Consider the following 26,553-nt stretch of genomic DNA (forward strand, 5'->3'; position numbering starts at 1 on the left):
GAGCCATCGATCCTTATCACCAGCAGCCGCATGTCCCTCGAGCGGCTGAGGAGGTCCAGCAATCGACGGCCTCTGGTTGCAGTCGTTGACGGCAGCAGCGATCGCACCCGTCGCCGTTGCGGCGTTACCCCAGGACACGCATCATTTTGGCTTCCATTCCCGGGCAAGCCGTTCCGCCTCGGCAATCTGATCGGGCGTCATCTTCTCAATGAGTGCGTCCCGAAGTTCGCGGAGGCTGTTGTCAGCAGGCTCTGTAGCGACCGCAAGATCGAGCCACTTGAGAGCCTGCACGTTATCCTGCGGCGCACCGTCGCCGCTCGCGTACTTCACGCCAAGACTATGTTGGGCATCGGCCAATCCCTGGTCGGCGGCGAGCTGGTACCATTTCACCGCCTCCTCTTGATCTTCCGGCACTCCCTTGCCTTTTACATACATCTCGCCAAGATTGAATTGGGCGTGCGCCAAGCCCTGATCGGCGGCAAGGCGATACCACTTCACGGCCTCCGCGTAGTCTTCCGGCACTCCTCGGCCAAAGGCGTACATCACGCCAAGATTGCTCTGGGCGCCGGCCAGTCCCTGGTCGGCTGCGAGCCTGGACCACTTCGCCGCCTCGACGTCGTCCTGCGGCACGCCGTCGCCCTCGTGGTAGATCACGCCAAGATTATATTGGGCGTCGGCCAGACCTTTCTCGGCGGCGAGCTGGTACCATTTCACCGCCTCCTTATGATCTTCCGGCACTCCCTCGCCTTTTGCATACATCTGGCCAAGGTTGTATTGGGCGCCGGCGAGGCCCTGGTCGGCGGCACGCCGGTACCACTTTGCCGCCTCGATGTTGTCCTGCGGCACGCCGCGGCCGTCATGGTAAGCTATCCCGATATTGAGTTGAGCGGCCGCCAGGCCCTGACCGGCGGCAAGCCGATACCACCTCACTGCCTCCGCCTCATCGAGCACCACGCCTCGACCCTCGCTGTAGATGAGACCGATGGTGTACTGGGCAAAAACATTGGCCTGCTCGGCCGCGAGCCGAAACCACCTCAGCGCCTCGGCATCGTCTTGCGGCACGCCCTTGCCGTTGAGATAGGCCATGCCAAGGTTGTATTCGGCGTCGGCGTCACCCTGTTCGGCGGCCAGCCTGAACCACCTCGCCGCCTCGGCGTCGTCCTGCTGCACGCCGTCGCCCTGATGATACATGGTCCCGAGATCGTATTGAGCGAATGCCAAGCCTTGCTCGGCGGCCTTGCGGAACCACTTCACCGCCTCCGCATCGTCTCGCGGCATGCCCCGACCACTGTGGTACATGCGACCCAGATTGCCTTGGGCCTCGGCGTTGTCCTGCTCGGCCAACGGACGTAGGCGCCTCGCCGCCGTCGCATAGTCGCCACGGTCATAGGCGGCCTTCGCCTCCTCCAGCGACCCAGCGGCTGCCGGAGCGGCAAGGGCAAGAGCCAACAGTAGGACGGCGATCACCCGTCCGATGGTATGTCCCATGTTTTTCTCCGTCGCATCGCGATTAGCAAAAGCGGCATTGAGTCGAAACTTGCACAGTAGACGAGGCAGGCTCGCGGCCGACAGTACTTCACCGGGCAAGTCCTACAAATGGAATTGCGAACAGAATACCATGTAGTCTGACGTGCAGCACCTGGGATGCGTGAGCGGCCTGAACCGGTCCCAAATGGATCTCCTCGTCGAACAGCAGCCCCCTTCGGTACGCGCGCCAGAGCCGCACAGTACGTGAAGGACGTCACGATCTACGCCTGAAGAATGACGTGCTCCACCGGGCGGCGGAGCGATTTGGGCAACTCAGGACCATAGCCGAACCTCATCACGAGATCCGCCCGACGGCCATCGGCGGCCATGTCGTGGCGATCACGCCGGAACGGCGAAGGTTCTCAACGGCGCTGAAAAACCGGATCGGGGCCTAGTTCCCCTTTCCGACCGACATGGACAATGGCTATGCACTTTCGCTCGATCTGGCGATCGGGATCGGCGCGGAAATGCGGCGCGATATATCGATCCCGACTACCAGCGGCGCATGGAGATCGAGGACCTGGTGGCCGCCCTCGAGCGCGCTCGTTGACTGCGAGAGGCCGACCGACCGTTGACCATGGAGAGAGGCTGAGCATCGTCCTTGGGCAGGGCGGCGGCGATTTCTGGCGGATGACCTGAATGATTTTGACTTATGGTTTCCATGCGAAAAAAGCATCGCCCTTGCGAACCTTTCATGAACCTGCGGCATGGACGTTGGCTGGCAGTAGGCTACACTATGCAGACCTGTAAATTTTGGAGTTGCCGTCATGGCTGCCAATGAATTGGTCGTGAAGCTCGAAGAAGCAGTGCAGGCTGCGATCGCGCTTGATGCGCCGCTGAACGAGCGAATGGCGGTGATCGCCAATGCTGTGCGCTCGCTCAGCACGACTTTCGCCGAAGCGGTCGACCGCATGGTGCAGCGGCTGCAGGATCAAGGGGCGGGTGCCATGGCGCCGTCGCCCGGCGACGTCATGCCGGCCTTCCTGCTGCCCGACGAGAACGGCAGATTGGTGGGCCTAGCCGAGATCCTCGAGAAGGGACCGGCAGCGATTGCCTTCCAACGCGGGCATTGGTGCCCTTACTGCCGGCTGAATGCAATCGGCATGGCCGAGGTCGAGAAGGAAATCACCCGATTGGGCGGCCAGGTCGTGGCGATCGTGCCCGAGCGGCGCAAATTCACGATGGCACTGAAAGAGGAGGCAGCGGCCTCCTTTCCATTCCTGACTGACATGGACAATGGCTATGCGCTTTCGCTGAACCTGGCGATCTGGGTCGGGACGGAAATGGAGAAGCTGATCGGGGGCGCCGGCTGGGATGTGCCGAGCTATCAGGGCAATGCCGCCTGGTTCCTGCCGATTCCGGCGACTTTCATCGTCGGCACCGACGGCATAATCACGGCACGCTATCTCGATCCCGACTATCGCCAGCGAATGGAAATTGACGATCTGCTTGCAGCTATCGAGCAGGCTCGCGAACCCCAAAGGGCGACCAGTCGGTTGCGCGCAACAGGTTGAGCAGCGTCGTGGCGACCGGAGAACGTTGCCGGCCGGCCACGCCATAGACGGCGACGGTTCGGGAAATATCGATATCGCGTAACTTGAGCCTGCGAACGTTGGGTGAGCGCGGCGCAGTCATCGAAACGAAGCCTACCCCGGCGTTGGCCTCCAGCAGCGCCAACAGGTCATGGTCTGTTTCGACTTCATGTGCCGCTTCATGCGCAAACCCATTGGCCCTCAGGAAGCGCGACAGGTCTTCACTCGTTTCCCAATCGACCCGGCTCAGTATCGGCTCACCAACCAGCTGGCTCAGCGCGACATCGGCTTCATTGCGTCGACCGAGCGGGTGCTCGGAATTGACCACCAATTCGATCTCCTCATCGAACAGCGGCCACGTGCATATCCTGTCCCACGCCTGCCCGAGCGGGCCGGCGATCGCCAGCTCGGCGTCGCCACTTTTGAGTGCCTCAACCACGATCATCGGAGCGCCGCGGCTGATCTTGAGGTGAACACCCGGGTAGGCACGAAAGAGCTCGCTAAATGGCGATATCAGCAACGCTATGTTGATGCTGTTGGAGATGGCGACTTTAAGTGGCGCAACATCGCTGCTTTTGACAGCCTTGGCGAGTGACTTCGCAGAACTCGCCGCGTCGTAACATTGCTGCAGGAGTGGCAACATGCGGCGGCCGAGTTCGGTCAGATGCGAATGCCGACGCTCACGCCGGATGAGCTCGCCGCCAAGCTCGTCCTCCAGGTTCTTGATGGCGCGTGTCAGGGCAGGCTGGGTGACATGGCATTCCTCAGCAGCCCGCGTAAAATTGAGCGTGCTGGAGAGCGCCAGGAAATAGCGAACCTGCTGCATTTCCACCGACGTGTCCCCTCACGGAAAGCGCGATTGGTCAGGTATTACGACGTATTCCCGAGCCGATCAATGGACGAGTAGTGTCTCAGTCTGAATTCAAACCGAGACACTACTCATGGACGCCGGGGTTGAAAGACGGTCTGGACGGCGTTGTGCCCAAACGCGGTAAAGGGAGAGAACATCTGTGAGGAGGGCAAATGACGTGGTGGCTCGCGGCGGCAGTGCGTTAGGCAAATCCCAGATCTCGGTTCGGGGATCGGGATCTTTGCGCGTCACCGCTGCCGGGGGTCTGAGAGCCGCCGTTCTGGGCGGGATGGGTCTTGCCATCATATCGGAGTGGATGTTCGCTCCGGAACTGGAATCGGGCGCGGTACGCCCGGTTCTTGAGGGCTGGAGTCTGCCGAACGTCGATCTCTGGGCGGTTAGCCCCACGGGTCGCATGGCGAGCGCCAAAGCGGGCGCTTTCGCAGACTTCATCGAGAGCGAACTGCAAGGACTCCAGAGGCCGCTAGCATGGGCAAGACTCAGGCTAGTACGTCGAGGTGCAGTGGCATGTTCGTCACAAAAGCCTTCAGCTCGGCAGCATTTGCGAGCCGGGACTTCAATTGGGCCGCGGAACAGCGGCAAACTCGCGCAGCCTCGTGAAAGGAACAGCCGACGGCTTCCGTAAGCGCCAGCGCCGCTCTCGCACTCGAATTCCGAGTTGTGGCCTCGCCGCTAACGTCGCAGTTCGCTGATGAGGCTTGTCACGTACGCTACCGATGTTCGAGCAGACCTTGGCGACGTCTTGATTCAAGCTTCTTGCCGGTAAGTGGAACGCGCGGGGCTGTCCGCCTGTGTTTCCTGTTTCAGGCCGAGCAGGTAGTCACTCAGCCTTCGTGACAACAATAGCTGCTTGATCCGGGATCAGAACGACGTGGTAGGTCACGACATCGCAACTGAGCAAATAGACCGGCATGTTGGGAGCGGACTCGGCAGCGATGCGCTTCGCAGAGCTTGGTTTGTTGCAGGCGAAGCCCTGGCTTCGGACCTTGGCCGCAACGATAGTCGCAGCACCGCGCTGTTCCTGCGCTGCAGCGGGAACAGCGAGATAGGCCGACGCGAGAACGCCGGTGGCGATGACCGAGAGCCAAAACCACTCTGCTTTCATTTCAAGCTCCTTGCTATCTGTCGGAACATTCAGCCGAACTGCGCCTCATGGTAGGTAACCTGACCTGACTGCTGCCAAGCTGGACATTTTTTACTTACCTGCCGCGATTTGTATCATCTTTCAGCACGGGCACTAGGCAACGCTGCGCATGATATCCATGCTTGTACGGAATGACCGCTGCCGGCGACGGGGCGTGAAGCGGTCCGCGTGGTGCAGGGTGGCAAAAGAAGGATGGCTCAGTCGAAGAAGCCCGCATCCTCCTCCCTGAGATACTTCCTGGCTGCTTCGGCGTCGATATCGAGGCCCAGCCCCGGCGCTTCCAGCAGGTCCACCATGCTGTCCTTCACGATCTGAGACGGCAGGCCGATTACGAGGTCCTCCCACCAGGGGTCGGAGGCGCTCGGGTATTCGAAGGCTATGTAGTTGGCGGGCAAGGTGGCGCAGACATTGATCAACGCGCCGAGGCCGAGCAGGCCGTTCGCCGTGCCGTGCGGCGCCATCAGGATCGAGTGCATATGGGCGTGCTCGGCTACCCATTTTAGCTCGGCGATGCCACCAATATCGGCCGGGTCCGGACCGATGATACGGACCGCCTGCGTTTCGATCAGCTCCTTGAAATTATGGCGCAGGTAGATTTGCTCGCCCGTGTGGATGGGGGTGGAGGTGGACGTCGTGAGCTCGCGGTAAGCCTGTGGATTGACCCATGGCACATAGTCGCCGGTCAGCATGTCCTCCAGCCACATGAGATTGTACTTTTCCACCGCCCGCGCGAAACGGATGGCATCGGGCAACATCCAGCCGGGGCCGCAATCGAGCGCGAGGCTCACTTTGTCGCCGAGCACCTCCTTCATGGCGATGACGCACTCGACCATGTGCGCCATTCCGCGCTCGCTGATCATGCCCTGGTCCAAGGCGCCATGGTAGTCGCTGGGCTGGGCGATGCCGTAGTGGAAGCCGGGCACGCTTGTCTTCATGTTGGAGTGGAAGCTGATGCCCTGCTTGACCATGAAGAAGTTTTCCGGCCGCTCCCTCATCCATTTGACGTCGGCCGCATAGTCCTCGGGCTTGTCGCCGGTTCTCTTCTTGCGAATGGAACCGTTGTAGACCCGCACCTTGTCGCGCACCTTGCCGCCGAGCAGCTTGTAGACCGGAACGTCCGCAGCTTTGCCGGCGATATCCCACAAGGCGTGCTCGATGGCGCTGACGGCGGCGCCATAGGGCTTGAACGAACCCCGCTGCCGGATCTTGATCATCACGCGCTCGACGTCAGTCGGGTCCTCGCCGATCAGCGCCTCGCGAAAATGCAGGACCCAGGGCTTGAGGTAGGGCTTGGTGTACTCGACCTCGCCCAGGCCATAGAGGCCCTCGTCGGTAACGATGCGGACGATGGGATGTTTGCCGATGACGGCACAGCGGAGGTCGGTGATCTTCATCTTCGGTTCTTTTCGCCTCAGCTCCAGGTGCGATCCCAGGAATACTCGTTGTCCCAGTCATCCGTGGGCTGCCAGATGCCCGTGACACCCGGCTGCAGATGCTGCGAGATCACCTCGTCGACGACGTCGTCAATCCCCAGGCCCGGCTTGTCCGGAACAGTGATAAAGCCGTCCTTCACGAGTGGCTTGGGAACGCCGGTGACGATATCGTCCCACCATTCGACATCGGCAGAGTGGTATTCGAGCGCCATGAAGTTTTCGGTCGCGGTCGCGACATGTGCCGCGGCCATTGCGGCGATTGGACTTTCGGCCATATGGATGGCCATAGCGACGCCGTGGTCCTGCGCCATGTCGCCGATCTTCTTGGTCTCGAGAATTCCCCCGCTGGTGAGCAGGTCTGGGTGAATAACGGAGAGGCCGCCGCTCTTGAGCAAAGGCTCGAAGCCCTCCTTAAGGTAAATGTCCTCGCCGGTGCAGATCGGTACTGTGGTGGCGCCCTGCAGTTGGCGGTACTGCTCGGTGTACTGCCATGGGATCACATCCTCGAGCCAGGCCGGCACGTATTTTTCAATCCGCCTGGCGAGGCGAATACCGTTCTGCAGTGAGATGTGGCCGACGTGGTCAATGGCGAGCGGAATATCCATACCGATAACGTCGCGAACCTCGGCAATGTACTGCTCAAGCAGGTCGAGGCCCTTGTCGGAAAAGTGGAGGCCAGTAAACGGGTGGGCGACGTTATGCAAATCGTAGGCGGCGTTGCGGACGCGTCGCTCTTCAAGGGTCTTGACCGGGCCGCGGCCGGGGTGGACGCGGTACCCTTCAAGTGAGCCGGCAGGGGACACGACCGCACCGGGTTCATCCGCGATCTGCATCAGCCCCAGATCCATCTTGAGGAACGTGAAGCCGAGCGCCATGCGCTGCTTGAGGCGCTTGCCGGTCTCGGTGCCGCTCGGCACGGTAGCATCGGTATCGCAATAGAGGCGCACCTTCTCCCGAAACCGGCCGCCGAGCATCTGGTAGATGGGCACGCCATAGGCCTTGCCGGCGAGATCCCACAACGCGATTTCGACCGCCGAGACGCCGCCGCCTTGCCGGCCGTGCCCGCCGAACTGCTTGATCCGGCGAAACAGGCGGTCGATGTTGCAAGGGTTCTCGCCAAGCAGCCGGCTCTTCAGCATCAGCGCGTAGGTGGCGCTGGCGCCGTCGCGCACCTCGCCGAGCCCGACGATGCCCTGGTTGGTGTAAATCTTGAGCAGCGCTGAGGTGAACGGCGCGCCGACGATTTCGGCTACCCGCATGTCGGTGATGCGAAGCTGGGATGGCTTAGAGTTCGCGTTCACCCGATTGAGCGCCTCGTCGGCGCCACCCGTCTTTGCCATGACTTATCCTCGTTCTGGTGGGTGGGGCTTGTCGCCGGCACGCTGGGCCGGCATAGAGCGTTGCTAGCCCAGCTCAATCTCGTGGGCCTGCAGGTAGTCGCGGTCCATCTCAATACCGAGACCAGGCTTCGACGTCAGCTTGAGGCTGCCGTTCGAATTGTCGAGTGGTCTGTCGATGAGGTGATCGTATTTGCCCAGGTTCCACTCCGACGTTTCGAGCTTGTAGAAGTTTGGAACGGTCATCATCACCTGCGCTCCCGCAACCACGTTGATCGGTCCGGCGGCGTCATGTGGCGAGACCGGGACGTAGTAGGCTTCGCATAGGGCAGAAATCTTCTTGAGTTCGGTAATGCCGCCGGTCCAGGTGACGTCCGGCATGATGTAGTCAGCGAGCCTGTTCTCGAGCACCGGCACGAAATCCCACTTCGTGTGGCCGCGCTCGCCCCACGAGATAGAGGCACTGACCTTCTCACGCACCTGCTTGAGGGCGTTAAGGCTCTCGGGCGGGCAAGGCTCCTCAAACCAGTCGATCTGGCCGGCTTCCTCAAGGCTCCGACAGAGGCGAATGGCGGTGGGAACGTCAAAGCGGCCATGCGCATCGATGAGAATGTCGACATCGGGCCCCGCCGTTTCGCGGATCAGAGCCGTGAGTTCGGCGGCTTCGCGCTCGTCCTTGCGGGTCATGCCGCCATCGAGGTAGCCGTCCCGCTGTTCGCGGGGCAGGCCATCGGCGCTGCGGCCCTGGTGGGGGTAAGGATCGAACTTGAGCGCGGTGTGTCCGGACTCGACAATGTCTAGAATTTCGCGGACCACAGCCTCCTTGCTGGTGAATTTGGCCTGGTTGGGATGGGTGTAGAGCGCGATTTCATCGCGTACTGGTCCGCCGAGCAGCTCGTAAATCGGCTTGCCGAGGACTTTGCCCCGGATGTCCCAGAGGGCTATATCGATGGCGCTCACGCATTCGACGGCGGCGCCGCGGCTGCCCATGTAGGTGAAGCTGCGGAAAATCTTGTGCCAGAGATGCTCGATACGCGCTGGATCCTCGCCTGTCACGGCGACGCCGATCTGCCGCAGGATCGTGCAGAGAGCGCGGTTGGCGAGCCTTGTAGTGGTGGTGATCTCTCCCCAGCCACTCACCCCCTCGTCGGTCGTCACTTCGACGAACAGGAACTCTCCCCAATAAGAAGCATCGGACTTGATCAGCCACGGCCGAATGCTCGTGATTTTCATATCAATTGCCTTTATCTGAAATGGTCAGGCTAACGATGTTCTAGACTGGACCCCCGTCCTATCCGGCCCGAGCGGCGTTGCGCGCACGCATCTGTTCGAGAATATGCCGGCCGGAACCCTCGACATGGCGGGAAACGAGTTCGGCCGCCTTGTCGGCTTCTCCCGCCTTTACGTGCGCGATGAGTTCGCGGTGCTCGCGCATGATGGCGGCACGCCGAGCGAGCGTGAAATTGAAACGCCGGCTCACGGCTCGCAGCACTTCGCGATGCTTCCACCAAAGCTCGGCGGCATGGCGGTTATAGTGCCGCTGGTACATCACGGTGTGGAAGGCGGTATCCAGCTCACTGTGCCTGAACGTGTCGGCGAAGTTGTTCTCTTCAATCAGGGCCTGGAGACGTTCGAGTTCGGCGATATCCTCGCCGGTAGCCATATTCACAAACCATCGCGTCAGGGCTGGTTCGATCAGAACACCGATCTCGTAGATATCCCGGACAAAATCCTGATCTATGGGTCGGACGCGCGCCCCGCGGTTGGCGACAAAGGTGACAAAGCCCTCCCCACGCAACAGCTGCAGCGCCTCGCGCACGGGATTGGTCGAGGTGCCGTGACGCCGGGCGAGATCGGTGACCACGAGCCGTTCGTTGGCGGCGAGCCGTCCCTCAATGATGTCTTCCCTGATCCGTTCGTAAAGCGAGGCGCCCTCGCTCGAGGCCCCGATGGGATCAATCCCCACAGGTGGCATGGCTTTGAAATCGCTTATTTCGGCCAAGGCCGGCTCCCCAAGATTAATACATGCTTTGCCCGATATCACACACGGCTTTCGCAAACAATGTACGATCCAGCGCGTTGACAGGTAATCCACGATCTGAAAACGTATCAAGTGATCGGGAGGATACACTGAACTGAAAGAAGCATCCTTGCGATCGCAGGGCGGGCATGGGAGAACCAGGGAGGATACCTATGACGAGGATTAAGCTCGGCAGTGCGGTCCTGCGCGGCACTGTCGTCGGTGTTCTGATGGCATCGCTGATGTCCACGTCGGCGCTGGGTGCGCCGCCGGTCGACCTGAGCAAGTGGTCGCCGGAATATGTGCGCTCCATCGCGGGAACACAGGATTTTGACACGGCGGGCGATTGCGCCAAGGTCACCCCGCTCGACTACAAGGGGCGTCTGACTTTCTGGTATCAGGGCGTGTTCGAGGGCGACCCCGACCTTCTGCGCCAGTACTACAAGGATTTCTTCGAGACCTTTCGCAAGACCTATCCGAACATCCAGCTCGAGGAACAAGCCCTCACCTATAACGACCTTCTTGACAAGTTCCGCACGGCGCTCTTGGGCAATGCGGCGCCGATGGCGGTCCGCCTGCAAATCCTGGGCGGTACCGAGTTCGCCTCAAAGGGCTATCTGCAGCCGCTCAAGCCCGAGGATGTGGGGTATTCGACCGAGGATTTCTGGCCCGGCGCCATGAAGGCCGTAACCTGGGAGGGAGTGACCTACGGTATTCCGACCAACAACGAGACGATGGCGTTCATCTGGAACGCCGACATCTTCAACCGTGCAGGCCTCGATCCCGACAAGGCTCCGGCAACTTGGGACGACGTCGTCAAGTATTCCAAGCAGATCCACGACAAGCTCGGCATTGCCGGCTACGGTCTCGTGGCTCGCAAGAATGCCGGCAATACGCCATACCGCTTCATGCCACAGCTGTGGGCCTATGGCGGCGGCGTCTTCGACGAAGCGACCGCCAACCCGACCTATAAGCAGGTCGAGCTCGACAGCCCGCAGAGCAAGGCGGCGCTGCAAGCCTCGTACGACATGTATGTTCGCGACAAGTCGGTTCCGGTCTCGGCACTCACCAACCAACAGGCCGATAACCAGCCCCTGTTCGTCGCCGGCCAGCTCGGCATGATGATCTCGCACCCGTCCGACTACAACGTCATGCTCGACCTGCAGAAGAAGGCGACCGGCACCGACAAGGACAAGGCGCAGACGGTCATCGACAACATGCGCTACGGCCTGATTCCGACTGGCCCCGACGGCAAGCGCGCCGTCGTGTTCGGCGGCTCGAACATTCACATCCTGAAGCCCGAATATGTCGAGGGCGGCAAGGTAGACGAGCCGGCTGCAAAGGCTATCATCTGCATGTGGACGAGCCCTGAATGGTCGCTGAAGATGGCCTACGCCGGCTCGAACCCCGGCAACCTTAACGGCTTCAAGACCAAATGGATGAAGGAACGCCTGGACAACATCAAGTTCCTCGATGTCACGACCTCGATGCTGCCATATGGCATCCCGTTCCCAGCGCTGCCGCAAGCCCCCGAGATCATGAACATCATCGTCCCGGACATGCTGCAGAATGCCCTGACCGGAGCGATGACCGTCGACCAGGCAGCGGACGACGCGGCCCAGAAGGTAAAGGACCTGATGGGCGGACTCTAGTCCAAGCCTGACCTACGATCTGACCGGCTGCGCCGATGGCGCCGCCGGTTCGTTCCGACGAACAAGGGCACGCCACAGTGACGATCGTGACCGGCAAGGCCGAGGCTCGCCGAAGATTGCAACCCGGTAGATCCGGCACGCTGCGGAAGATCTGGGAGCATCGCGCGGACTACGCGTACGTACTCCCAGCGATCGCCGTGATGCTCATGGTCATCGCCTATCCGATCTACTACACGATCGAGCTGTCGTTCTTTAAGACGCCGCCTGGCCTGCAGCTCCGCGACAAGACCTTCATCGGCTTCGACAACTACACCGCCATCCTCACCAGTCAGGTGTTCTGGAAAGTCACCTGGAACACTCTGATCTGGACATTGGGGTCCACTTTCATCTCCTTTGTCCTGGGGTTTGCTACAGCGCTGGCGCTCCACCGCGACTTTATCGGCCGTGGTGTCTTGCGCGCTATCCTGATCATTCCCTGGGTCATCAGCGCAGTCGCCGCCTCCTATATCTGGAAGTGGATCTACCATTCGGACTTCGGGATCATCGGCGCGGTGCTGGTCGGCCTCGGATTGGCCGACCGGCCGCCGAATTTCATCGACAACGTCAGCACGGTGCTCCCCTCCCTAATCGTCGTCAATATCTGGCGCGAGTTTCCGTTTGCCATGATCATGATGATGGCCGGCCTGCAGACAGTCCCCGACCAGTTGCTGCGCGCCGCAAAAGTCGACGGGGCCAGTGCATGGCAGCGCTTCTGGCACGTCACCTTCCCGCATTTGCGCAATGTCTCGGTGGTGACGATGCTGCTGCTCGCAGTGGCCAACTTCAATTCCTTCATCATCCCCTGGATCATGACCGGCGGCGGGCCGTCGAACGCATCGCATATCTGGATAACCCACATTTATGAGCTCGCCTTCGGCCGGCAGCGCTGGGGCGTGGCATCGGCCTATTCGGTGCTCCTGTTCCTCATCCTGATGACGCTGGGCTACTTCTATGTTCGTGCACTAAGCGGCAACGAGCGGAATGAGGGGAGCGCATGAGCACGATTGCCGAGACAGCCTCTCGAGGCCAGACCCGTCGCCGCATGCGCGTCGACGGATGGCGGTGGGCCGGGCGCATCTTCCTCGTGTTCATGCTGCTTTATACCGCGTTGCCGATGATCTGGATGCTGATCACCTCGATCAAGTCCGGGTTCGCGGCGACGCAATTCCCGCCGCAATGGTGGCCGGACGAGCCTACCCTCGCCAGCTACCAGAAGCTGCTCGATCCGCAGAACAGCGTCGGCCAGGACTTCCTCCGCTTCTTCTGGAACAGCCTTTTCGTGTCGACCGTCACGACAATCCTTTCCGTGATCGTGGCTGTCCCTGCGGCCTACGCGTTTTCACGCTTCAGTTTCCCCGGCCGCAACTTCCTGTTCTTTGCCGTGCTGCTGCGCAACATGTTCCCGGCGGTGATCTTTCTCGTGCCGCTCTTCATCCTGATGCGCGTGCTCGGGCTGATGAACACGCATGGCTCGCTGATTCTCACCTATCTCACCTTCGGCCTGCCGCTGGCGATCTGGCTGCTGAAGGGCTTTTACGACAACATCCCGGTGCAGCTCGAGCAGGCGGCGCGCATCGATGGCGCAACACGGTTCCAGGCCTTCATCATGATCGTGATGCCGCTCTCGACGCCGGGGATCATCGCTACCGCGATCTATTCCTTCATCGGCGCGTGGAACGAGTACATCTACGCCTACACCTTCCTCTCCAAGAACGACCAGTTGACCCTGCCAGTCGGCATCCAGCGCTTCTTCTCGGAAAATACGACGGACTTTCCGGGCCTGATGGCGGCCAGCTTTATGATGAGCGTTCCCGTCGTGGTGCTGTTCCTCATCCTGCAACGATACTTCGTACGCGCCCTTACAGAAGGCGCGGTCAAGCACTAGGGAGTTGCCGATGGCCCACGTAGTCCTCAAAGATCTGGTCAAGACCTATGGCGGCTTCAAAGCTGTCAACGATGTTTCGCTGACAGTCAATGACGGCGAGTTCGTTGCGCTCGTCGGCCCTTCAGGCTGCGGCAAGACAACCACGCTCAATCTCGTCGCGGGGCTGGTCCCGATCACATCGGGCGACATCGTCATCGGGGACCGCGTGGTCAACGACCTCGACCCCAAGGACCGGGACATCGCGATGGTGTTCCAGAACTACGCGCTCTATCCACAGAAGTCGGTCTACAAGAACCTGGCGTTCCCGTTGCAGATGCGCAAACTCCCAAGGGACGAGATCGACAAGAAGGTCAAGGAAGCGGCGCGAGTGCTCGACATGACGCACTTGCTCGAGCGCAAGCCGCGCGAACTTTCGGGCGGGCAGCAGCAGCGTGTGGCCCTGGGCCGTGCCCTCGTCCGCGACCCCGCTGTGTTCCTGATGGATGAGCCGCTCTCTAACCTCGATGCCAAACTGCGCGTGCAGATGCGGTCCGAATTAAAGCGGTTCCATCAGGACCTGAAGGCGACGATCATCTATGTGACGCACGACCAGCTTGAAGCCGTGACTATGGCAGACAGGATGGCGGTCATGAACGGCGGCTACCTGCAGCAATATGATTCACCGGCGCAGGTTTTCGCGCATCCCGTGAACATGTTTGTCGCGAGCTTCATTGGCAGCCCGGCGATGAGCCTTATTCCACTAGAGGCATCTGCGGCAAACGGTGATACCGTTCTGACGAGCGCGGAAGGCTGGAGCCTCAAGCTGTCGCGACTCAACGCGCGCAAAGTCCAAAGAGCAACGACCAAGAAGGTCGTGCTTGGAGCGCGACACTCGACGATCAAGCTGCACAAGAGCGAGGTATCCAGTGCCATTCCGGCCAAGGCCTTTACGGTGGAACCAACCGGAGACGTCACCTTCGTGCAGGCGTTCCTCTCCGGCGCCATCGTCAATATCAGCGTGTCCCCCAACATCGCCGTCGCACCTGATGAACAGATCTGGCTCGAGTTCGACCAGGAGCGCATGCACCTGTTCGACGGCGAAACTGAAATGGCCCTCAAGGCCGACTGAGCAGGGCGGATGCGTGTGGAACGTGGGCGTGGATGACTACGAAGCTTAAGATCACCGCGATCAAGCCCTATCCAGTGTGGGTAGGAACGCGCAACCAGATGCTCGTCAAGATCGACACCGACCAGGGCATCTTCGGCTGGGGCGAGAGCGGCTTGAGCGGTCGCGAGAGGGCCGTGGCCGGCGCGATCGAGCACTATCGCGAGTTTCTTATCGGCCGCGACCCGATGCAGATTGGCCGGATCTGGCAGGAGGTTTATCGCAGCCAGTACTTCGAAGGCGGCCGAGTTCTGCAGGCGGCGATTTCCGCCATCGACATCGCGCTTCACGACATCAAGGGCCAGGCGCTGGGGGTGCCGATCTACGAGCTGCTGGGCGGCAAGCAGCGCGACCACATCCCCACCTTCGCCTCGACCGGAGACGAGGCCGAGGGCGATGTTGCCATCGAACGAGCCCGCGAACTACGCGCACAGGGGTGGCAGGCGATCCGCTTCTTCCCCGTCGGGCAAAACAGCAGGGACATCTTCGAGCCGCGCGAGTCGATCGGCGCTACCGCGAGTATGCTAAACAAGGCGCGCGAGGCGCTGGGCGACGACGTCGTCCTCGGCATCGACTATCATCATCGGCTGTCGGTGGCGGAGGCGGCGAGCTTCTGCAACAAGCTCGGCCGCGGCGTGCTTGATTTCCTCGAGGAGCCGATACGGGACGAGACACCGGAGGCCTACGAATCCTTGCGTACCATGACCGACATCCCCTTTGCCATCGGCGAGGAATTTGCCAGCAAGTGGCAGTTCCTGCCCTACATCGAGCGCGGCATCCATCAGTTCAACCGGCTCGATGTTTGCAATGTCGGCGGGCTCACCGAGGCGATGAAAGTCGCTGGCTGGAGCGAGGCGCACTATGTGGACCTGATGCCGCACAATCCCCTTGGCCCGGTGTGCACGGCCGCGACCGTGCATCTCGCCGCCGCGGTACCCAACTTCGCGTGGCTCGAGACCAGGGCGCCCGAAATAAAGCTGGGCTTCAACAATTCCGACTTCTTCCCCGTGCAACCACGGCTCGACGGGACCGACTATCCAGTCAGCGATCTGCCGGGGCTCGGCGTCGAGGTCAACGAAGTGGCGGTCCAGGCGGAGAGTTTGCATTTCTGGGAAGCGCCTCACCTCAAGCGCCGCGACGGTTCTGTTACGAACTGGTAGTTCCATTTCAATCGGAGTCCATAATGACGCATATTCCCGACATCACGCGGCCGCCTAAAGACCTGATCGATGCGCTAAGGGAGATCGGCGCCGCGACGGTTGCCGGCACGCTTGGCCACATGGGCTTCCGCAATCCGCACATGGTCGGTCCGGTGGCGCAGAATCACGGGAAGTCGATCGTCGGGCCGGCGCTGACGTTGCAGTTCATGCCGCAGCGGCCTGACCTCTTCACCGAGGGAGAATATGCCGATCCAGAGACGCAACTGCACCGGCACGTGCTCTACCACGCGCAGGAAGGCGATGTGGTCGTGGTCGACGCGAGGGGCGACATGAGCTCGGGTGTCTTCGGCGACATGATGTCCACGTATTTCAAGGGCAGGGGCGGCGCGGGTATCGTCATCGACGGGTGCATGCGCGACCGGCCCAACGTCGAAAAGCTCGATCTGCCCCTATGGCTGCGCGGCTGGACGCCCAACTACCATGTGCAAACCAGCATCTATCCGAACGCCGTCAACGTTCCGATTGCCTGCGGCGGTGTGACGGTGATCCCCGGCGACATCATCGTTGCCGACGACGACGGGGTGGTGGTGCTTCCCGTCGCAATGGCCCCGAAGGTAATCGAAGAATCACAGAAGCATCACGATTGGGAGGAGTTCTCGCGAATGAAGCTCATGGAGGGTGCGCCGTTGCAACGCTATTATCCGCTGCATGACGATGCCCGCGGGGAGTACGAGGAGTGGCGCAAAACAAACCGCTTGGAGAACCCAAGTTAGCGCATGGATTACCCTGCGGCGGGCGGCAGACCTTCTGCCGGTATCGCCGGCGTCTACGCGAAAAGTGGGGGGTCGAATTTCGCCGTCGGGCGTCCGCTTTCGATCTGGCGGCCGGGATTGGCGCATTGCCGCCCCGCAGCTTCTCCACGGTAGCAGACCGGCAGCTTCTGGCGTCCAAAAAGCGATAGTGGACATTCAACTCGGTGGGACCGAGGTCTCTGGGCGACCCGAAATCGCCCTTCATGGCCCATTTCGCTGCCCGATAGGCCAAGGCCGAGCTGCTGGACTGGCGCCAGTTGAAGTCGTTTATGACAGGTACTGGGCGACTCTGAATTGATCTGGGTCAGACGATCATCGATCCACTGCACATAGGCAGACAGGGAGGCCATTGGCAGATGCCCCTCCATCTTCCGCCAAGCATCATAATTTAAACGGGCAGAGTGCTGGCGTGCGGATGCGTGCCGCCGAAATCCAGCCTAAAATTGGGCCGTTCTTTGCTCGCGAGGGAGCCTTGGAACCGTCGAACGCCGCCGCGCGAGGGTGGCTGCCTCAGAACATACAAAGCTCGGGCGCGAACGCTCCCTGGTGCGCGGCGAAATCCTGTTTCGAAAGGACGACGCGGCGGTCGGAATCTACGAGATCGAAATTCGGCCACCCATCTGCGTTAGCCAAGGCCCACACCCGCTCAGGCAGAGGTTAATTGTTACCGCATGGGTCATTATCCCCATCGGCGCCGGCACGAGGGAATCCCCAGGCATCGCGCGCTGCTTGTCTTCACGCGACGCCGCACAGTACGTGAAGGACGTCACGATCTACGCCTGAAGAATGACGTGCTCCACCGGGCGGCGGAGCGATTTGGGCAGCTCAGGACCATAGCCGAACCTCATCACGAGATCCGCCCGACGGCCATCGATGCCGAGATAGGTGGCAAACTGCCCGCGCACGGCGGGAACCTCGACCGGTTGATTGATGAATGCGTGCCGTAGTTGAAGGGTCGTCGCCTGAAGGGCGAAGCGCTGGCAGCAACGGCCGGCTTCGGCCCAATAGGCCGGTTCATTCTTGTCGGAGACGAACACGGCAACACCGGCCGAACTTCTGAGCTGGGCCTGATACTTGCTGTTTTCGTTATCCTTCGTGAACACTCGGCTGAAGATCAAGCGACCGATCCAGCCCGGTAGAGCCGGATTGCCGGAGGACTTCGAAAACAGTCCGTCTCGGGTCGAAAGGGCGTCGCCATAGCTGAATCGAATCCACGATTTCAATTCTTCCACGAACGTGACATCGTCCATCTGCGCACTGTTGCCTGCGACCAGATAGGAGAGGATGTCTTCACGTTGCTGGCGCTCGGTGAAAAGCAGCATCCGCACGCCGTCACCGTTGCCGGCAGCTTCCAGAAGCCGGAGATGCTCGGGTGGGACAGACCGGCCATCATAGAGAGCGCGCGTCGACTGACGATGCGGGATAGCGTCGAACAGGTCCGTCCGTTCGGGCGGTGCGGCCTCCAGATCGACCCGTATTCCGCGCGCGTCGAGGTCATAGCTCGGAACCGCCCGAAGCCCGAATGCGCGAGCTGCTTGAACCATATTCTCGACGGCGCAGCCGAGGCTGGCGAACACATGGTGATCGTCTGGATCGACGGCGGGCAAGCGGCGCCCGGGGTCAGGAAGCACTAGGATGGAGCGGTCCGAGAGCCGAAATTGCCAAGGCTGCGTGTTATGGCTGTTTGCCGCCAAGGTGGCGTAACGGACAAGTTCTCGTCGGGCCGATGATAACGGCAGATCGGTACTGTCGCTATGGCGCCACGTGGCGTTGATAGCGTCCTCATAACCGGAACGACCTCGGGCGTTCATCACCAGCGCAGTTGTGCCGCCAGTTGCGACAAGCCCTCCTCCGAGGGCTAGCACGGTCAAGAACCTGCGACGGCTTTGATGGACCTCAGACACACCAGATGTGTATCACGACTGGGATCTGCCTTGCTTTGATCTGAATCATGCCTTCTTGTCTGGCGGCGTGGGTGGGCGCTGCTTTCCTGTTTTATACGGCCGTCCTCTATCCGCTGATCGGCATGGCGACGGGGCACACCTATCCCGAGATGCCGATGTTCGGCGTGACGCCGTGTCCGGTGACGATATTCACCTTCGGCATGCTCCTGCTGACCACACAGCGCCTGCCCCGCTGGCTGCTGGTCATTCCCTTCGTCTTCGTCTGGTCGCTGATTGGCGGAAGCGCGGCCATCGCGCTCGGCGTAACGCAGGATTGGCTGCTCCTCGCGCGCCGCGACTGCGACCTCCAGCCTAGTTGACGCGATGTCCGCTTTCAGGTGGTCGCAAAACTGATCGCGACGGCCGAGATGCGGCGCAAGGCCGCGGTTCGGTCATCATCGCCTATGGGTCAAAAAAGCTTCTGATCCGTTGCAGACCTTCGTCATCCTGGTATCCAGTCCCAACGCGGTCTTCGAGCGATAGTGACCAGTTCCGGTCAAGCGCTCAGCCAAACACGCTCGGCCACGCGATGGTCGCAAAGCAGGAAGTTGGGATTCGGCACGAAGCCTTTCACCTCCTGGCGCGCCGCGTCGATCCAGCTGGCGAAGGCCGGAATGATGGTCGGGCACTCGTCGTGAATCATTTGCTGCAGCTCGAAATAGACCTCGCGGCGCTTTGCCGGATTGGCGAGCGATCGCGACTCCGCCAGCTTGCGGTCGAAGCTCTCGTTCTTCCAACGCGTCTCGTTCCACGGCGCGCCTGACGCGTAGACAGACGAGAACATCATGCTTGCCGACGGCCGCCCGGCCCAGAAGGAAGCGACCCAGGGCTGCTTCATCCAGACCTCGCTCCAGTAGCCATCATCGGGTTCACGCTTCACGTTGATGGTGATGCCAGCGGCCTTGGCCGATTGCGCAAAAAGCTCGGCCGTATTGACGGCCTGTTCGAGCGCCACCGGGGCAGCGTGCAGCTCGAGCGTGAGATCGCTTTTGCCTGCCTTCTTGAGATGGAAGCGGGCCTTATCCGGATCGAAGGCACGCTGCGCTATGTTCGGGTTGAAATTCGGATCGCTGGCGGCAATGGGATGGTCGTTGCCAACGCGTCCGTAACCAGCCATCAGCAGCTTGACCATCTGTTCGCGGTCTATCGCATGTTTCAGCGCCAGAACGACGTCAGGGTTGTTGAATGGTTCCTTGGTGGCGTCCATGGGTAGTGAGAAATGCTGCTTCCCTTCAGTGACCACCAGATAGGAGCGAGGGTCCTTCTTGAGCAGCGGAGCGATCTTGTAGTCGACGCCATTGATGACATGGACCGAGCCGCCCTGCAGCGCCGAGACGCGGGCCGTCAGGTCGTTGATCACGATCGTCTCGACCGAATCGACATGGCCGCGATCGCTTCTCCAATAGGCTTCGTTGTGCGCAGCAGCCGCCCGAACGCCGGGTTGAAAGACCGTCAGCTTGAACGGGCCGGTGCCGACAGGCTTGGTCCAGTCGGCGAAGCCTGCCGGCACCATGGCGAAGTGGAGATCGGACAGCACATAGTCCATATCTGGATTGGGTGACTTCAGGAGAATCTCGACCTGCGTCGGCGAGGCGGCGCGCACTTCGGAAATGTGGGCGACCAGCCCCTTGGCCTTGGACTTCGTTTTTTCGCCGATATGCAGCCCGAGCGAATATTTGACGTCCTCGGCATCGAATGCCTTGCCGTTGTGGAATTGCACGCCGGGCCTGAGATTGAGGACCCAGCGCTTGTTGCCGTCGCTGGCTTCCCAGCTCGCTGCCAGTTCCTGCGCGGGCTTGCCGTCATCGCTGATCTCGACCAGCGTGTTGTAGACCTGCCGCGAGACGTCGATGGAAAAGGTGCCGATTAACTGTGTTGGGTCGAGCGTGTCGGCGGAACTGCCGCCATTGAGTCCGAGGCGCAGCACTCCGCCTTTGCGTGGCGTTTCGGCGAGGCCCGCCCGAGGAAACGCCGATGCGATTGCTGTCGCGGCCGCGGCCTTGAGGAAAAGGCGACGATCCATGCCGCCCTGGATTAAGGAAGCGATCTTGTCGTGCATGTCATTCCCCTATGGTTGTCAGTAGGCGCCAAGGACTTCGTTCGGTATCAGCGGTTGCGGGGGCAGCCCCTGATCGAGGATCGAGTTCAACCTGTGCGCCTGGCTGCTGAACTCGCTCTCGGAAAACAGATTCCAGTGCTCCCAGGGATCCCGGCTGAGGTCGAAGAGCTCACCCCATGCGGGTTCGTTGGGATAGCGGGTGAACCGCCAGTCTTTGGTGATGACCGACTGGTTGTAGAGGCAAGCGTCCCGGCGGGGATGGTATTCGGCGAACAGGAAATCCCGTACCGCGGTGGCCCGCCCTTCGATCAGCGGCTTGAGGTCGATGCCGTCGGTTGCCGGCGTCGGCAGGCCAAGCAGCGATGCCACCGTTGCGAACAGGTCGATATGGCTGGTGAGGGCACCCAGGCTGGTTCCCGGGCGGATTCCGGGCCCGCACAGCACCAGCGGCACCTGCAGCAATTGTCGGTAGGGCGGCGGTCCCTTGCGCAGCAGGCCATGGTCGCCAAGCAGTTCGCCGTGATCGGAGGTAAACAGCACATAGGTATCTTCAAGCACGCCGGTTCCGGCCAACGCCTCAAGAAGCCGCCCGACCGCGTCGTCGATCATCTGCACCATGCCATGCGTGTGGGCGATCGCGGTGGCCAGCGTCTCAGCGGAAATATCGTCGGTGCGCAGCAGGAAACCCTGTTCGCGCGGCTGCTCGCCGCTGGCGATGTAGGGCTCGTTCTTCGGGTCATCGCCTTCGCCAAGATAAGCCGGCATGCGCTCCAGCTCGCCAGCGCGGATGGTTGGCCTTGGCATCCGCTCGGGCCGGAACAGGTCGCAATAGGGCCGGGGTGGCGCGAAAGGGTGGTGCGGGTCCGGAAAGGAGACGAATAGGCCGAACGGCTCTGGCCGTTTGCTCTGGTGCTTGATGAAGTCGACGGCCCGGTCGGCGATCCAGCTGGTGTAGTGCAACTCCGGCGGTACCGCGCTCTTCCAGACTTCCTTCAGATCCTCTGCCCGGCTTGCGGGGCTGGCTTCGGGCTCATAGAGGTCCACCACTTCGGGATGGTTCTGCCGCAGCCAGGCGGGCATAGTGTCCGGCGCGGGTGGATTCGTTGGCTTCGCCCATGACGAGCTCGACGGCATCGAAGCCGAAATAGGGACCCCGCCAACTTTCGCTGCCGGGCTTGGCCCAATAGGCCAGCGATTCCGGCATCTCACGCTCGGCGGCCGCCAGCAGTGGTTGGAAGTGGAGCTTGCCGACGCCCCTAGTGGCATAGCCCGCCCGCGAGAGCGCCTGCCAGAGATTGGGAAGCTGTCAACGGAGCCGGCGGAGAATTTTGAAATGAAGGTCAGTCGAGAACAGATGGCGGAGAACCGTCGCCGGATTCTGGATGCGGCGAGCCGGCTGTTTCGCGACAAGGGGTTCGACGCGGTCAGCGTGGCGGAGGTGATGAAAGCCGCCGGGCTCACCCATGGCGGCTTCTATGGCCATTTCAGCTCTAAGGATGATCTGGTCGCCCAGGCCCTTGCCCATGTCCTCGCCCTCGCCCTGGACACAGGCGGAGATGGCGATCTTCGCGCATATGTCGACGCCTATCTTTCGCCCCGGCATCGCGACAATGCCGCCGGTGGTTGCCCGACAGCAGGCCTTGCTGCGGACATCCGCCATCAGACCGCGGCTGCACGCTCGGCCATGACCGGAGGCCTTCGCTCGCAGATCGACCGTATCAGCACGGCGCTCCCGGAGTTGGATCCGGCAGACAGACGCCGCGCAGCGATCGGAAGCTGGGCAGCGATGGTGGGGCAGTGATCCTCGCCCGGGCGATCGACGATCCGACGCTTTCGGATGAAGTTCTGGAACAGACGCGTGCCTGGATCGATGCCGGGATCAGCCAAGTGTCTGCCGGCTAGGCGGTCTGCGGCAGGTCTGCTTTCGGGAAGCATATGCGAAGAGCAGCCGTTCCGTTCACGGCCTCGAAGCGGAAGTTCGTTCGCCCTGGCCGAATTCACGCCATGACCCTGAGCGACCCTTCATTAACGCATTTCGCTGCCCGATAGCCGACATTCACTGCGACCAGCGATTGTGACCCTATGTGGATCTTCGACGCCCTCATTCAAATGTCCTTAAGCGGCGAGTTACGGACTGCGCTTTGCACGATGCGATCCGGATCACGCGCCTGATCTCGTCGGTCCTGAAGCCGAGCGCCATCGGCCGCCGCACGCCGGGAAGGGCGATGACGTCGTAGAGCTCCTCGACCACGCCCTCGATGCGCAGCCAATGGGTGGCATCGCCGGTGCGTAGGTCGACGACATGCAGGCCGCAGCGCGGCTCGGCGCCCTTGTGCGCCAGCTGCTCCCCGAGCGCGAGGCCTTCGAAGGTTGGGGTCTTGGCCCGTGGCCGACAGGCCGATCACCGCGAAGCCGTTGATGAAGGTCAGCCCGCGCGCATAGCCGGGTCAGAATGCGACCGGCTCGAAGCGGCCGGCGGCAAGGTCGAGATGGCCGAACTCGCAGTCTGTGACCCCAACGACTGGTGTGGGCGCTGTGACGCATGCCTACCAGGAGGAAATTTATGTGAACGGAACGTCGCCACAGGCATTCACTGGGGCGGTTCCGTGCTGAACGCGAAGAACCTGCGCGCAGGCGATGCCGGTGTACCGTGCCAATCGGCAGCTTTGGCCATTCCAAGATTGCGGGTCCCTGATATATTACTCTGACCATCTCGTTCGCAGGATCCGTTTTTGCGCATATGCAGCCGGCAACTCGAGCGACAGCGTAAGCAAGCCTTCCTTCCCGCCGACGCGCCCGAACCTCTGAGGTGTTATGCTAGTACTGGTTTTCGGCCTCGTGATCTTCTTCGGAATCCATTCTGTTCGGATCGCCGCCGGCGGCTTTCGTGATGCGCAAATCGCCACAAACGAGCGGCGCTGGAAGGGACTTTATTCGCTCCTATCGATCATCGGCTTCGTGCTGATCGTCTGGGGCTGGAGTCTTTATCGGCCCAATGCGCCTGAGATCTACGAGCCGCCCTCTTGGGGCCGCCAAGTCGCGTCGGTATTGGTGCTCGCCGCATTCGTCTTTCTGGCAGCCGCTTACTTGCCCGCGGGTTCAATCAAGCATCGGCTGAAGCACCCGATGCTGGTGGGCATCATCCTTTGGGCCATCGGTCACCTCCTGGCCAATGGCGACCTTGCCGCGCTCCTAGTCTTCGGAGCGTTTCTGGTTTACGCGATTGTCGATCTCATTGCCGTCATTCCACGCGGCGATCCGGCACCCGCGGTCGTGCGACCGCGTAGCGACCTGATTGCTGTGGGCATCGGCTTGGTGGCTTTCGCATTGTTCGGGCTCTGGCTGCACGGCTGGCTGTTCGGAGTCTCGCCCTTCGCTTGAACGTCCGCAGCGACGGCGCGCCTTCGAGGATGTCCTGGGAATCCCACCAGTTGCCGCGGATCGAGCGCCTCGCAGACGCCACAGTGAACCAATGCTTGGCATAAGGTCGGCACATCAGAATTTTGATCCATAGACGGCTCCAGCCGGCAACATTGCGGTAATTCGGCTCGGATCGCGCCTTGCTTTGCCAACCGCGCGCGACGCTGCAAACACGAGCGATACGGGATACAATTACCGGAGCGAATGCGTCCCCGGGATGGCTCAGATGTCCTCCGTCGATTCTCTCGCCGCGAGATTGTTGTCGGCGACATTGATGTTCGATCGGGCGTCGTTGGCGGCGCTCGAGGCTTTGGCTGCCGAATCCGACCGTCGGGTCCTGAGACGCGGTGAGGTCCTGGTTCGCGAAGGCGATCCATCGGACAGGTTCTTCGTCGTGCTGTCCGGTCGCTTTACGGTACACAAAGGAGATCCGATTGGCTCGGTCGCCGAGATCGCACAGGGCGAACTAGTCGGCGAAGTTGGTTTCTTTGCAGGGCTGCCCCGCACGGCCACCGTCCTTGCAGCGCGCGATTCGATCGTCCTTGAAATCAGTCGTAATCATTTCGAGAAGGCGGCTGAGGCTTTGCCGAACCTGAGAGAGGCGGTCACGATATCTCTGGCGCGCCGGTTTGCCACGCAATCTCCGAGTTCGTCACGTCTCCAGAAACCTGCCAAGATCCGAACGCTTGCCATCATTGCAGCCGGCGGAAGTCGCATCTCACCGGTGTTCATCGGGCACCTACAGCAAGCGTTCGGCGCGGTCACGCGTGCTCAGTTCGTTTCCCGGCTTGATGTCCACGCGAAGTTCGCAGGTCGTCCGATCGACGACCAGCCGATCCTTAACTGGTTGAACGAACTGGAGGCGCAAGCTGAATTCATTGTCTACGTCGCCGATGAAGAACCTAATGAATGGACACGAGTCTGCATTCGCCAGGCCGATATGGTCCTGTTGCTGGCTAATGCGTCCTGCTCGCCTCGCTTGAACACGTCTGAGGAATTGGCGCTATCGGTCCATCCACCATCGACCGGTCGGCTTGTCCTAATTCACGACAATCGCTCGGCTGCGGTCTCCGGCACCTCTGCATGGCTCGATGAGCGTCCCTATGTCGGCCAACATCATCATGTTGCGCTGGAGGACGGGTCTGATATCCAGCGTCTGGTCCGATTTATTTCCTGCAAGGCACGTGGCTTCGTGGCGGCGGGGGGTGGGTCCCTGGGCAGCGCCCATCTGGGCGTCTACAAGGCCTTCGTCGAGGCGGGCGGGCGCTTCGACTATCTCGGCGGGACGAGTTCCGGAGCGGCGATGATGGCCGGCTTCGCAAGAGGGTTGGACGCGGAGCAGATCGACCGCGGCACGCACAACGTATTTGTCAAGAGTCGGGCGTTTCGGCGCCCCACCTTGCCGCGTTTCGCGCTTCTAGATCACAAAGCCTTCGATCGAGCCCTTCGGGAGGAATACGGCGACGTTCTGATCGAAGATCTTTGGCTTCCGTTCTTTGCGCTTTCGACCAATCTGAGCAGCCGTCAGCCCCATGTCCACCGTCGTGGAAAACTCTGGCAAGCCGTTCGGGCATCCGGCTCGATCCCGGGTGTCCTGCCGCCGTTCTTTACGGCTGACGGCGATATGCTGGTGGACGGCGCCATCATGAACAATTTGCCGCTGGAACAGATGAAGGAGCTCAAGACCGGCCCCAATGTTATCGTGAGCTTTGGGTCCAGTGGACCGCAAAAATACCACATCGACTATGACCGCATCCCCGGAACATTGGAACTGGCGGTCGCCCTGCTGAACCCTTTCGGCCGTGCCCGCTTGCCGCAGGTTCCGAGCATGCTTCAGGTTATTGCCGCGAGTATGCTGGCACACGGGCCGCAGGACATTGCCGTCGGCGACGAGGATGTCTTGGTCTGTCCGCAGATTTCGAGCACGATCAGCTTCATGGATTGGAGTCGGCATTCCGAGTTGTTTTCGGACGCCTACGACCGCACGGCGCAATGGATCAAGGAACGTCTCCGCCAGGACGACTCAGGGCTCCGGGCGATGCTCGGTAACGCACATTGAGCGGTTCATGCCTGTCCAAATCGGCTTTAACCGGCCAAGGAAAAGAACGCCTACCGAAAGCCGGTTGCCGAAACCGTATTCTCTCCAGCTGTTATGGCGATGTTTTCAGCGTGAGCGGCTGTCGTACCACGTGGGTCTGACCCGGACCCGCGCGACTGATCCGCCTAACTGTTCCGCAACTGTTTCAGTTGGCGGCTGGCGTAGGCAGATCCCCACTATTCGGCCACTGTTCTCACAGCCAAGACTATGCTCGCCATCCGCCTCGTTTCGTGGCGGTCTTCTGGCAGCGGGATTCAGGCCGCGTGCCTTGGAACCAACGACGGGCGAGACTGTTCAGCTATGACTTTGATACGTCGCTGACGTGCCCGGCCGGCTGGGCAAGCGGCGACCTTGAGGAGTTCTCATCATGAAGATTTCGTCCAGATTTCGTTCAGTCGCGGTTGCCGTCATCGCCGCCGCGGGAGTTAGCTTTGCCAGCGCCGCGCATGCCGACAGCGGTACGATCCGCTTCGCCAT

Annotated in this window: 21 protein-coding genes and 2 pseudogenes; 12 read left to right on the forward strand and 11 right to left on the reverse strand. The window is 61.2% G+C overall.

All coding sequences use genetic code 11. The features are described 5' to 3' along the window. Positions 1 to 141: 141 nt before the first annotated feature. Positions 142 to 1,488 carry an SEL1-like repeat protein gene (locus tag EN859_RS40260; protein ID WP_127854205.1) on the reverse strand — a complete coding sequence of 449 codons (1,347 nt, stop codon included), beginning with the start codon at positions 1,486 to 1,488 and terminating at the stop codon, positions 142 to 144. An 806-nt stretch (positions 1,489 to 2,294) separates the two neighbouring features. Here EN859_RS40260 and EN859_RS18585 point away from each other — a divergent pair. Continuing rightward, complete coding sequence (locus EN859_RS18585) at positions 2,295 to 3,041, forward strand: peroxiredoxin-like family protein (RefSeq protein ID WP_127854204.1); 747 nt, start codon at positions 2,295 to 2,297, stop codon at positions 3,039 to 3,041. Here the strand turns inward: EN859_RS18585 and EN859_RS18590 are convergent. Continuing rightward, positions 2,983 to 3,885, reverse strand: coding sequence for a LysR family transcriptional regulator (locus EN859_RS18590; protein WP_245525618.1), 903 nt, complete (start codon positions 3,883 to 3,885; stop codon positions 2,983 to 2,985). The two genes, EN859_RS18585 and EN859_RS18590, sit on opposite strands and share 59 nt — an antisense overlap. Before the next feature lie 205 nt (positions 3,886 to 4,090). Here EN859_RS18590 and EN859_RS18595 point away from each other — a divergent pair, with 205 nt between their 5' ends. Further along, entirely contained in the window at positions 4,091 to 4,555 is a 465-nt protein-coding gene (locus EN859_RS18595; protein ID WP_245525619.1) for a LysR substrate-binding domain-containing protein, read from the forward strand. A 195-nt stretch (positions 4,556 to 4,750) separates the two neighbouring features. On the opposite strand, the gene EN859_RS18600 is transcribed toward EN859_RS18595, so the two are convergent. The 5 genes from EN859_RS18600 to EN859_RS18620 form a co-directional block, all read right to left on the reverse strand. Beyond that, positions 4,751 to 5,035, reverse strand: coding sequence for a hypothetical protein (locus EN859_RS18600; protein ID WP_127854201.1), 285 nt, complete (start codon positions 5,033 to 5,035; stop codon positions 4,751 to 4,753). Positions 5,036 to 5,271: 236 nt separating this feature from the next. After that, positions 5,272 to 6,468 (reverse strand): mandelate racemase/muconate lactonizing enzyme family protein, encoded by a 1,197-nt coding sequence (locus tag EN859_RS18605; RefSeq protein ID WP_127854200.1) that lies wholly within the window; start codon positions 6,466 to 6,468, stop codon positions 5,272 to 5,274. A gap of 17 nt (positions 6,469 to 6,485) precedes the next feature. Further along, positions 6,486 to 7,847 (reverse strand): mandelate racemase/muconate lactonizing enzyme family protein, encoded by a 1,362-nt coding sequence (locus EN859_RS18610; RefSeq protein WP_127854199.1) that lies wholly within the window; start codon positions 7,845 to 7,847, stop codon positions 6,486 to 6,488. Between the two features lie 63 nt (positions 7,848 to 7,910). Next, positions 7,911 to 9,077 (reverse strand): mandelate racemase/muconate lactonizing enzyme family protein, encoded by a 1,167-nt coding sequence (locus EN859_RS18615; RefSeq protein WP_127854198.1) that lies wholly within the window; start codon positions 9,075 to 9,077, stop codon positions 7,911 to 7,913. A 58-nt stretch (positions 9,078 to 9,135) separates the two neighbouring features. Further along, positions 9,136 to 9,846, reverse strand: a complete 711-nt coding sequence (locus EN859_RS18620) for a GntR family transcriptional regulator (protein ID WP_127854197.1) — start codon at positions 9,844 to 9,846, stop codon at positions 9,136 to 9,138. Positions 9,847 to 10,037: 191 nt separating this feature from the next. Here EN859_RS18620 and EN859_RS18625 point away from each other — a divergent pair, with 191 nt between their 5' ends. The 6 genes from EN859_RS18625 to EN859_RS18650 all read left to right on the forward strand — a co-directional run bounded on the left by EN859_RS18625 (position 10,038) and on the right by EN859_RS18650 (position 16,517). Then, positions 10,038 to 11,516, forward strand: a complete 1,479-nt coding sequence (locus EN859_RS18625) for a sugar ABC transporter substrate-binding protein (RefSeq protein WP_127854196.1) — start codon at positions 10,038 to 10,040, stop codon at positions 11,514 to 11,516. A 77-nt stretch (positions 11,517 to 11,593) separates the two neighbouring features. After that, positions 11,594 to 12,553, forward strand: coding sequence for a sugar ABC transporter permease (locus EN859_RS18630; protein WP_127854360.1), 960 nt, complete (start codon positions 11,594 to 11,596; stop codon positions 12,551 to 12,553). Continuing rightward, entirely contained in the window at positions 12,550 to 13,440 is an 891-nt protein-coding gene (locus EN859_RS18635; protein WP_127854195.1) for a carbohydrate ABC transporter permease, read from the forward strand. Before EN859_RS18630 ends, EN859_RS18635 begins: the two co-directional genes overlap by 4 nt. Positions 13,441 to 13,450: 10 nt before the next feature. Beyond that, positions 13,451 to 14,548, forward strand: coding sequence for an ABC transporter ATP-binding protein (locus EN859_RS18640; protein ID WP_127854359.1), 1,098 nt, complete (start codon positions 13,451 to 13,453; stop codon positions 14,546 to 14,548). Positions 14,549 to 14,580: 32 nt separating this feature from the next. Continuing rightward, positions 14,581 to 15,744, forward strand: a complete 1,164-nt coding sequence (locus tag EN859_RS18645; protein WP_127854194.1) for a mandelate racemase/muconate lactonizing enzyme family protein — start codon at positions 14,581 to 14,583, stop codon at positions 15,742 to 15,744. Between the two features lie 23 nt (positions 15,745 to 15,767). After that, on the forward strand, positions 15,768 to 16,517 hold the full coding sequence (locus EN859_RS18650; protein WP_127854193.1) for a ribonuclease activity regulator RraA: 750 nt from the start codon (positions 15,768 to 15,770) through the stop codon (positions 16,515 to 16,517). A gap of 812 nt (positions 16,518 to 17,329) precedes the next feature. Here the strand turns inward: EN859_RS18650 and EN859_RS18655 are convergent. Next, positions 17,330 to 18,163: a Tat pathway signal protein gene (locus EN859_RS18655; protein ID WP_245525614.1), complete on the reverse strand. Its 834-nt coding sequence runs from the start codon at positions 18,161 to 18,163 to the stop codon at positions 17,330 to 17,332. 368 nt (positions 18,164 to 18,531) lie between these two features. Here EN859_RS18655 and EN859_RS18660 point away from each other — a divergent pair, with 368 nt between their 5' ends. Then, positions 18,532 to 18,819: a DUF6064 family protein gene (locus EN859_RS18660; protein ID WP_127854192.1), complete on the forward strand. Its 288-nt coding sequence runs from the start codon at positions 18,532 to 18,534 to the stop codon at positions 18,817 to 18,819. Positions 18,820 to 18,995: 176 nt separating this feature from the next. Here EN859_RS18660 and EN859_RS18665 read toward each other — a convergent pair whose 3' ends face one another. Beyond that, the gene (locus tag EN859_RS18665; RefSeq protein ID WP_127854191.1) at positions 18,996 to 20,558 is read right to left on the reverse strand and encodes an ABC transporter substrate-binding protein; all 1,563 of its coding nucleotides are present in this window, start codon (positions 20,556 to 20,558) and stop codon (positions 18,996 to 18,998) included. An 18-nt stretch (positions 20,559 to 20,576) separates the two neighbouring features. Then, positions 20,577 to 21,638 (reverse strand): sulfatase-like hydrolase/transferase, encoded by a 1,062-nt coding sequence (locus tag EN859_RS18670; protein ID WP_189502073.1) that lies wholly within the window; start codon positions 21,636 to 21,638, stop codon positions 20,577 to 20,579. Positions 21,639 to 21,891: 253 nt separating this feature from the next. On the opposite strand from EN859_RS18670, the pseudogene EN859_RS18675 reads away from it, so the two are divergent. Beyond that, positions 21,892 to 22,460 (forward strand): annotated as a pseudogene (locus tag EN859_RS18675) (helix-turn-helix domain-containing protein). Between the two features lie 199 nt (positions 22,461 to 22,659). Here EN859_RS18675 and EN859_RS40265 read toward each other — a convergent pair. Next, positions 22,660 to 22,941 (reverse strand): annotated as a pseudogene (locus EN859_RS40265) (DUF4915 domain-containing protein); the annotation flags it as partial. A 431-nt stretch (positions 22,942 to 23,372) separates the two neighbouring features. On the opposite strand from EN859_RS40265, the gene EN859_RS18685 reads away from it, so the two are divergent. Beyond that, a complete protein-coding gene (locus tag EN859_RS18685) occupies positions 23,373 to 23,939 on the forward strand; it encodes an NnrU family protein (RefSeq protein WP_127854189.1) in 567 nt (188 codons plus the stop codon). 265 nt (positions 23,940 to 24,204) lie between these two features. Continuing rightward, entirely contained in the window at positions 24,205 to 26,037 is a 1,833-nt protein-coding gene (locus tag EN859_RS18690) for a patatin-like phospholipase family protein (protein ID WP_189502075.1), read from the forward strand. Positions 26,038 to 26,553: the final 516 nt, after the last annotated feature.

Source organism: Mesorhizobium sp. M00.F.Ca.ET.216.01.1.1, from assembly GCF_004010325.2.
Lineage (GTDB): Bacteria > Pseudomonadota > Alphaproteobacteria > Rhizobiales > Rhizobiaceae > Mesorhizobium.

Excerpts from the sequence above, each read along its gene's own strand:
- EN859_RS40260 (WP_127854205.1), bottom strand. The coding sequence starts at position 1,488 with ATGGGACATACCATCGGACGGGTGATCGCCGTCCTACTGTTGGCTCTT.
- EN859_RS18585 (WP_127854204.1), top strand. The coding sequence starts at position 2,295 with ATGGCTGCCAATGAATTGGTCGTGAAGCTCGAAGAAGCAGTGCAGGCT.
- EN859_RS18590 (WP_245525618.1), bottom strand. The coding sequence starts at position 3,885 with ATGCAGCAGGTTCGCTATTTCCTGGCGCTCTCCAGCACGCTCAATTTT.
- EN859_RS18600 (WP_127854201.1), bottom strand. The coding sequence starts at position 5,035 with ATGAAAGCAGAGTGGTTTTGGCTCTCGGTCATCGCCACCGGCGTTCTC.
- EN859_RS18605 (WP_127854200.1), bottom strand. The coding sequence starts at position 6,468 with ATGAAGATCACCGACCTCCGCTGTGCCGTCATCGGCAAACATCCCATC.
- EN859_RS18610 (WP_127854199.1), bottom strand. The coding sequence starts at position 7,847 with ATGGCAAAGACGGGTGGCGCCGACGAGGCGCTCAATCGGGTGAACGCG.
- EN859_RS18615 (WP_127854198.1), bottom strand. The coding sequence starts at position 9,077 with ATGAAAATCACGAGCATTCGGCCGTGGCTGATCAAGTCCGATGCTTCT.
- EN859_RS18625 (WP_127854196.1), top strand. The coding sequence starts at position 10,038 with ATGACGAGGATTAAGCTCGGCAGTGCGGTCCTGCGCGGCACTGTCGTC.
- EN859_RS18635 (WP_127854195.1), top strand. The coding sequence starts at position 12,550 with ATGAGCACGATTGCCGAGACAGCCTCTCGAGGCCAGACCCGTCGCCGC.
- EN859_RS18640 (WP_127854359.1), top strand. The coding sequence starts at position 13,451 with ATGGCCCACGTAGTCCTCAAAGATCTGGTCAAGACCTATGGCGGCTTC.
- EN859_RS18645 (WP_127854194.1), top strand. The coding sequence starts at position 14,581 with ATGACTACGAAGCTTAAGATCACCGCGATCAAGCCCTATCCAGTGTGG.
- EN859_RS18650 (WP_127854193.1), top strand. The coding sequence starts at position 15,768 with ATGACGCATATTCCCGACATCACGCGGCCGCCTAAAGACCTGATCGAT.
- EN859_RS18665 (WP_127854191.1), bottom strand. The coding sequence starts at position 20,558 with ATGCACGACAAGATCGCTTCCTTAATCCAGGGCGGCATGGATCGTCGC.
- EN859_RS18670 (WP_189502073.1), bottom strand. The coding sequence starts at position 21,638 with ATGCCCGCCTGGCTGCGGCAGAACCATCCCGAAGTGGTGGACCTCTAT.
- EN859_RS18685 (WP_127854189.1), top strand. The coding sequence starts at position 23,373 with ATGCTAGTACTGGTTTTCGGCCTCGTGATCTTCTTCGGAATCCATTCT.
- EN859_RS18690 (WP_189502075.1), top strand. The coding sequence starts at position 24,205 with ATGTCCTCCGTCGATTCTCTCGCCGCGAGATTGTTGTCGGCGACATTG.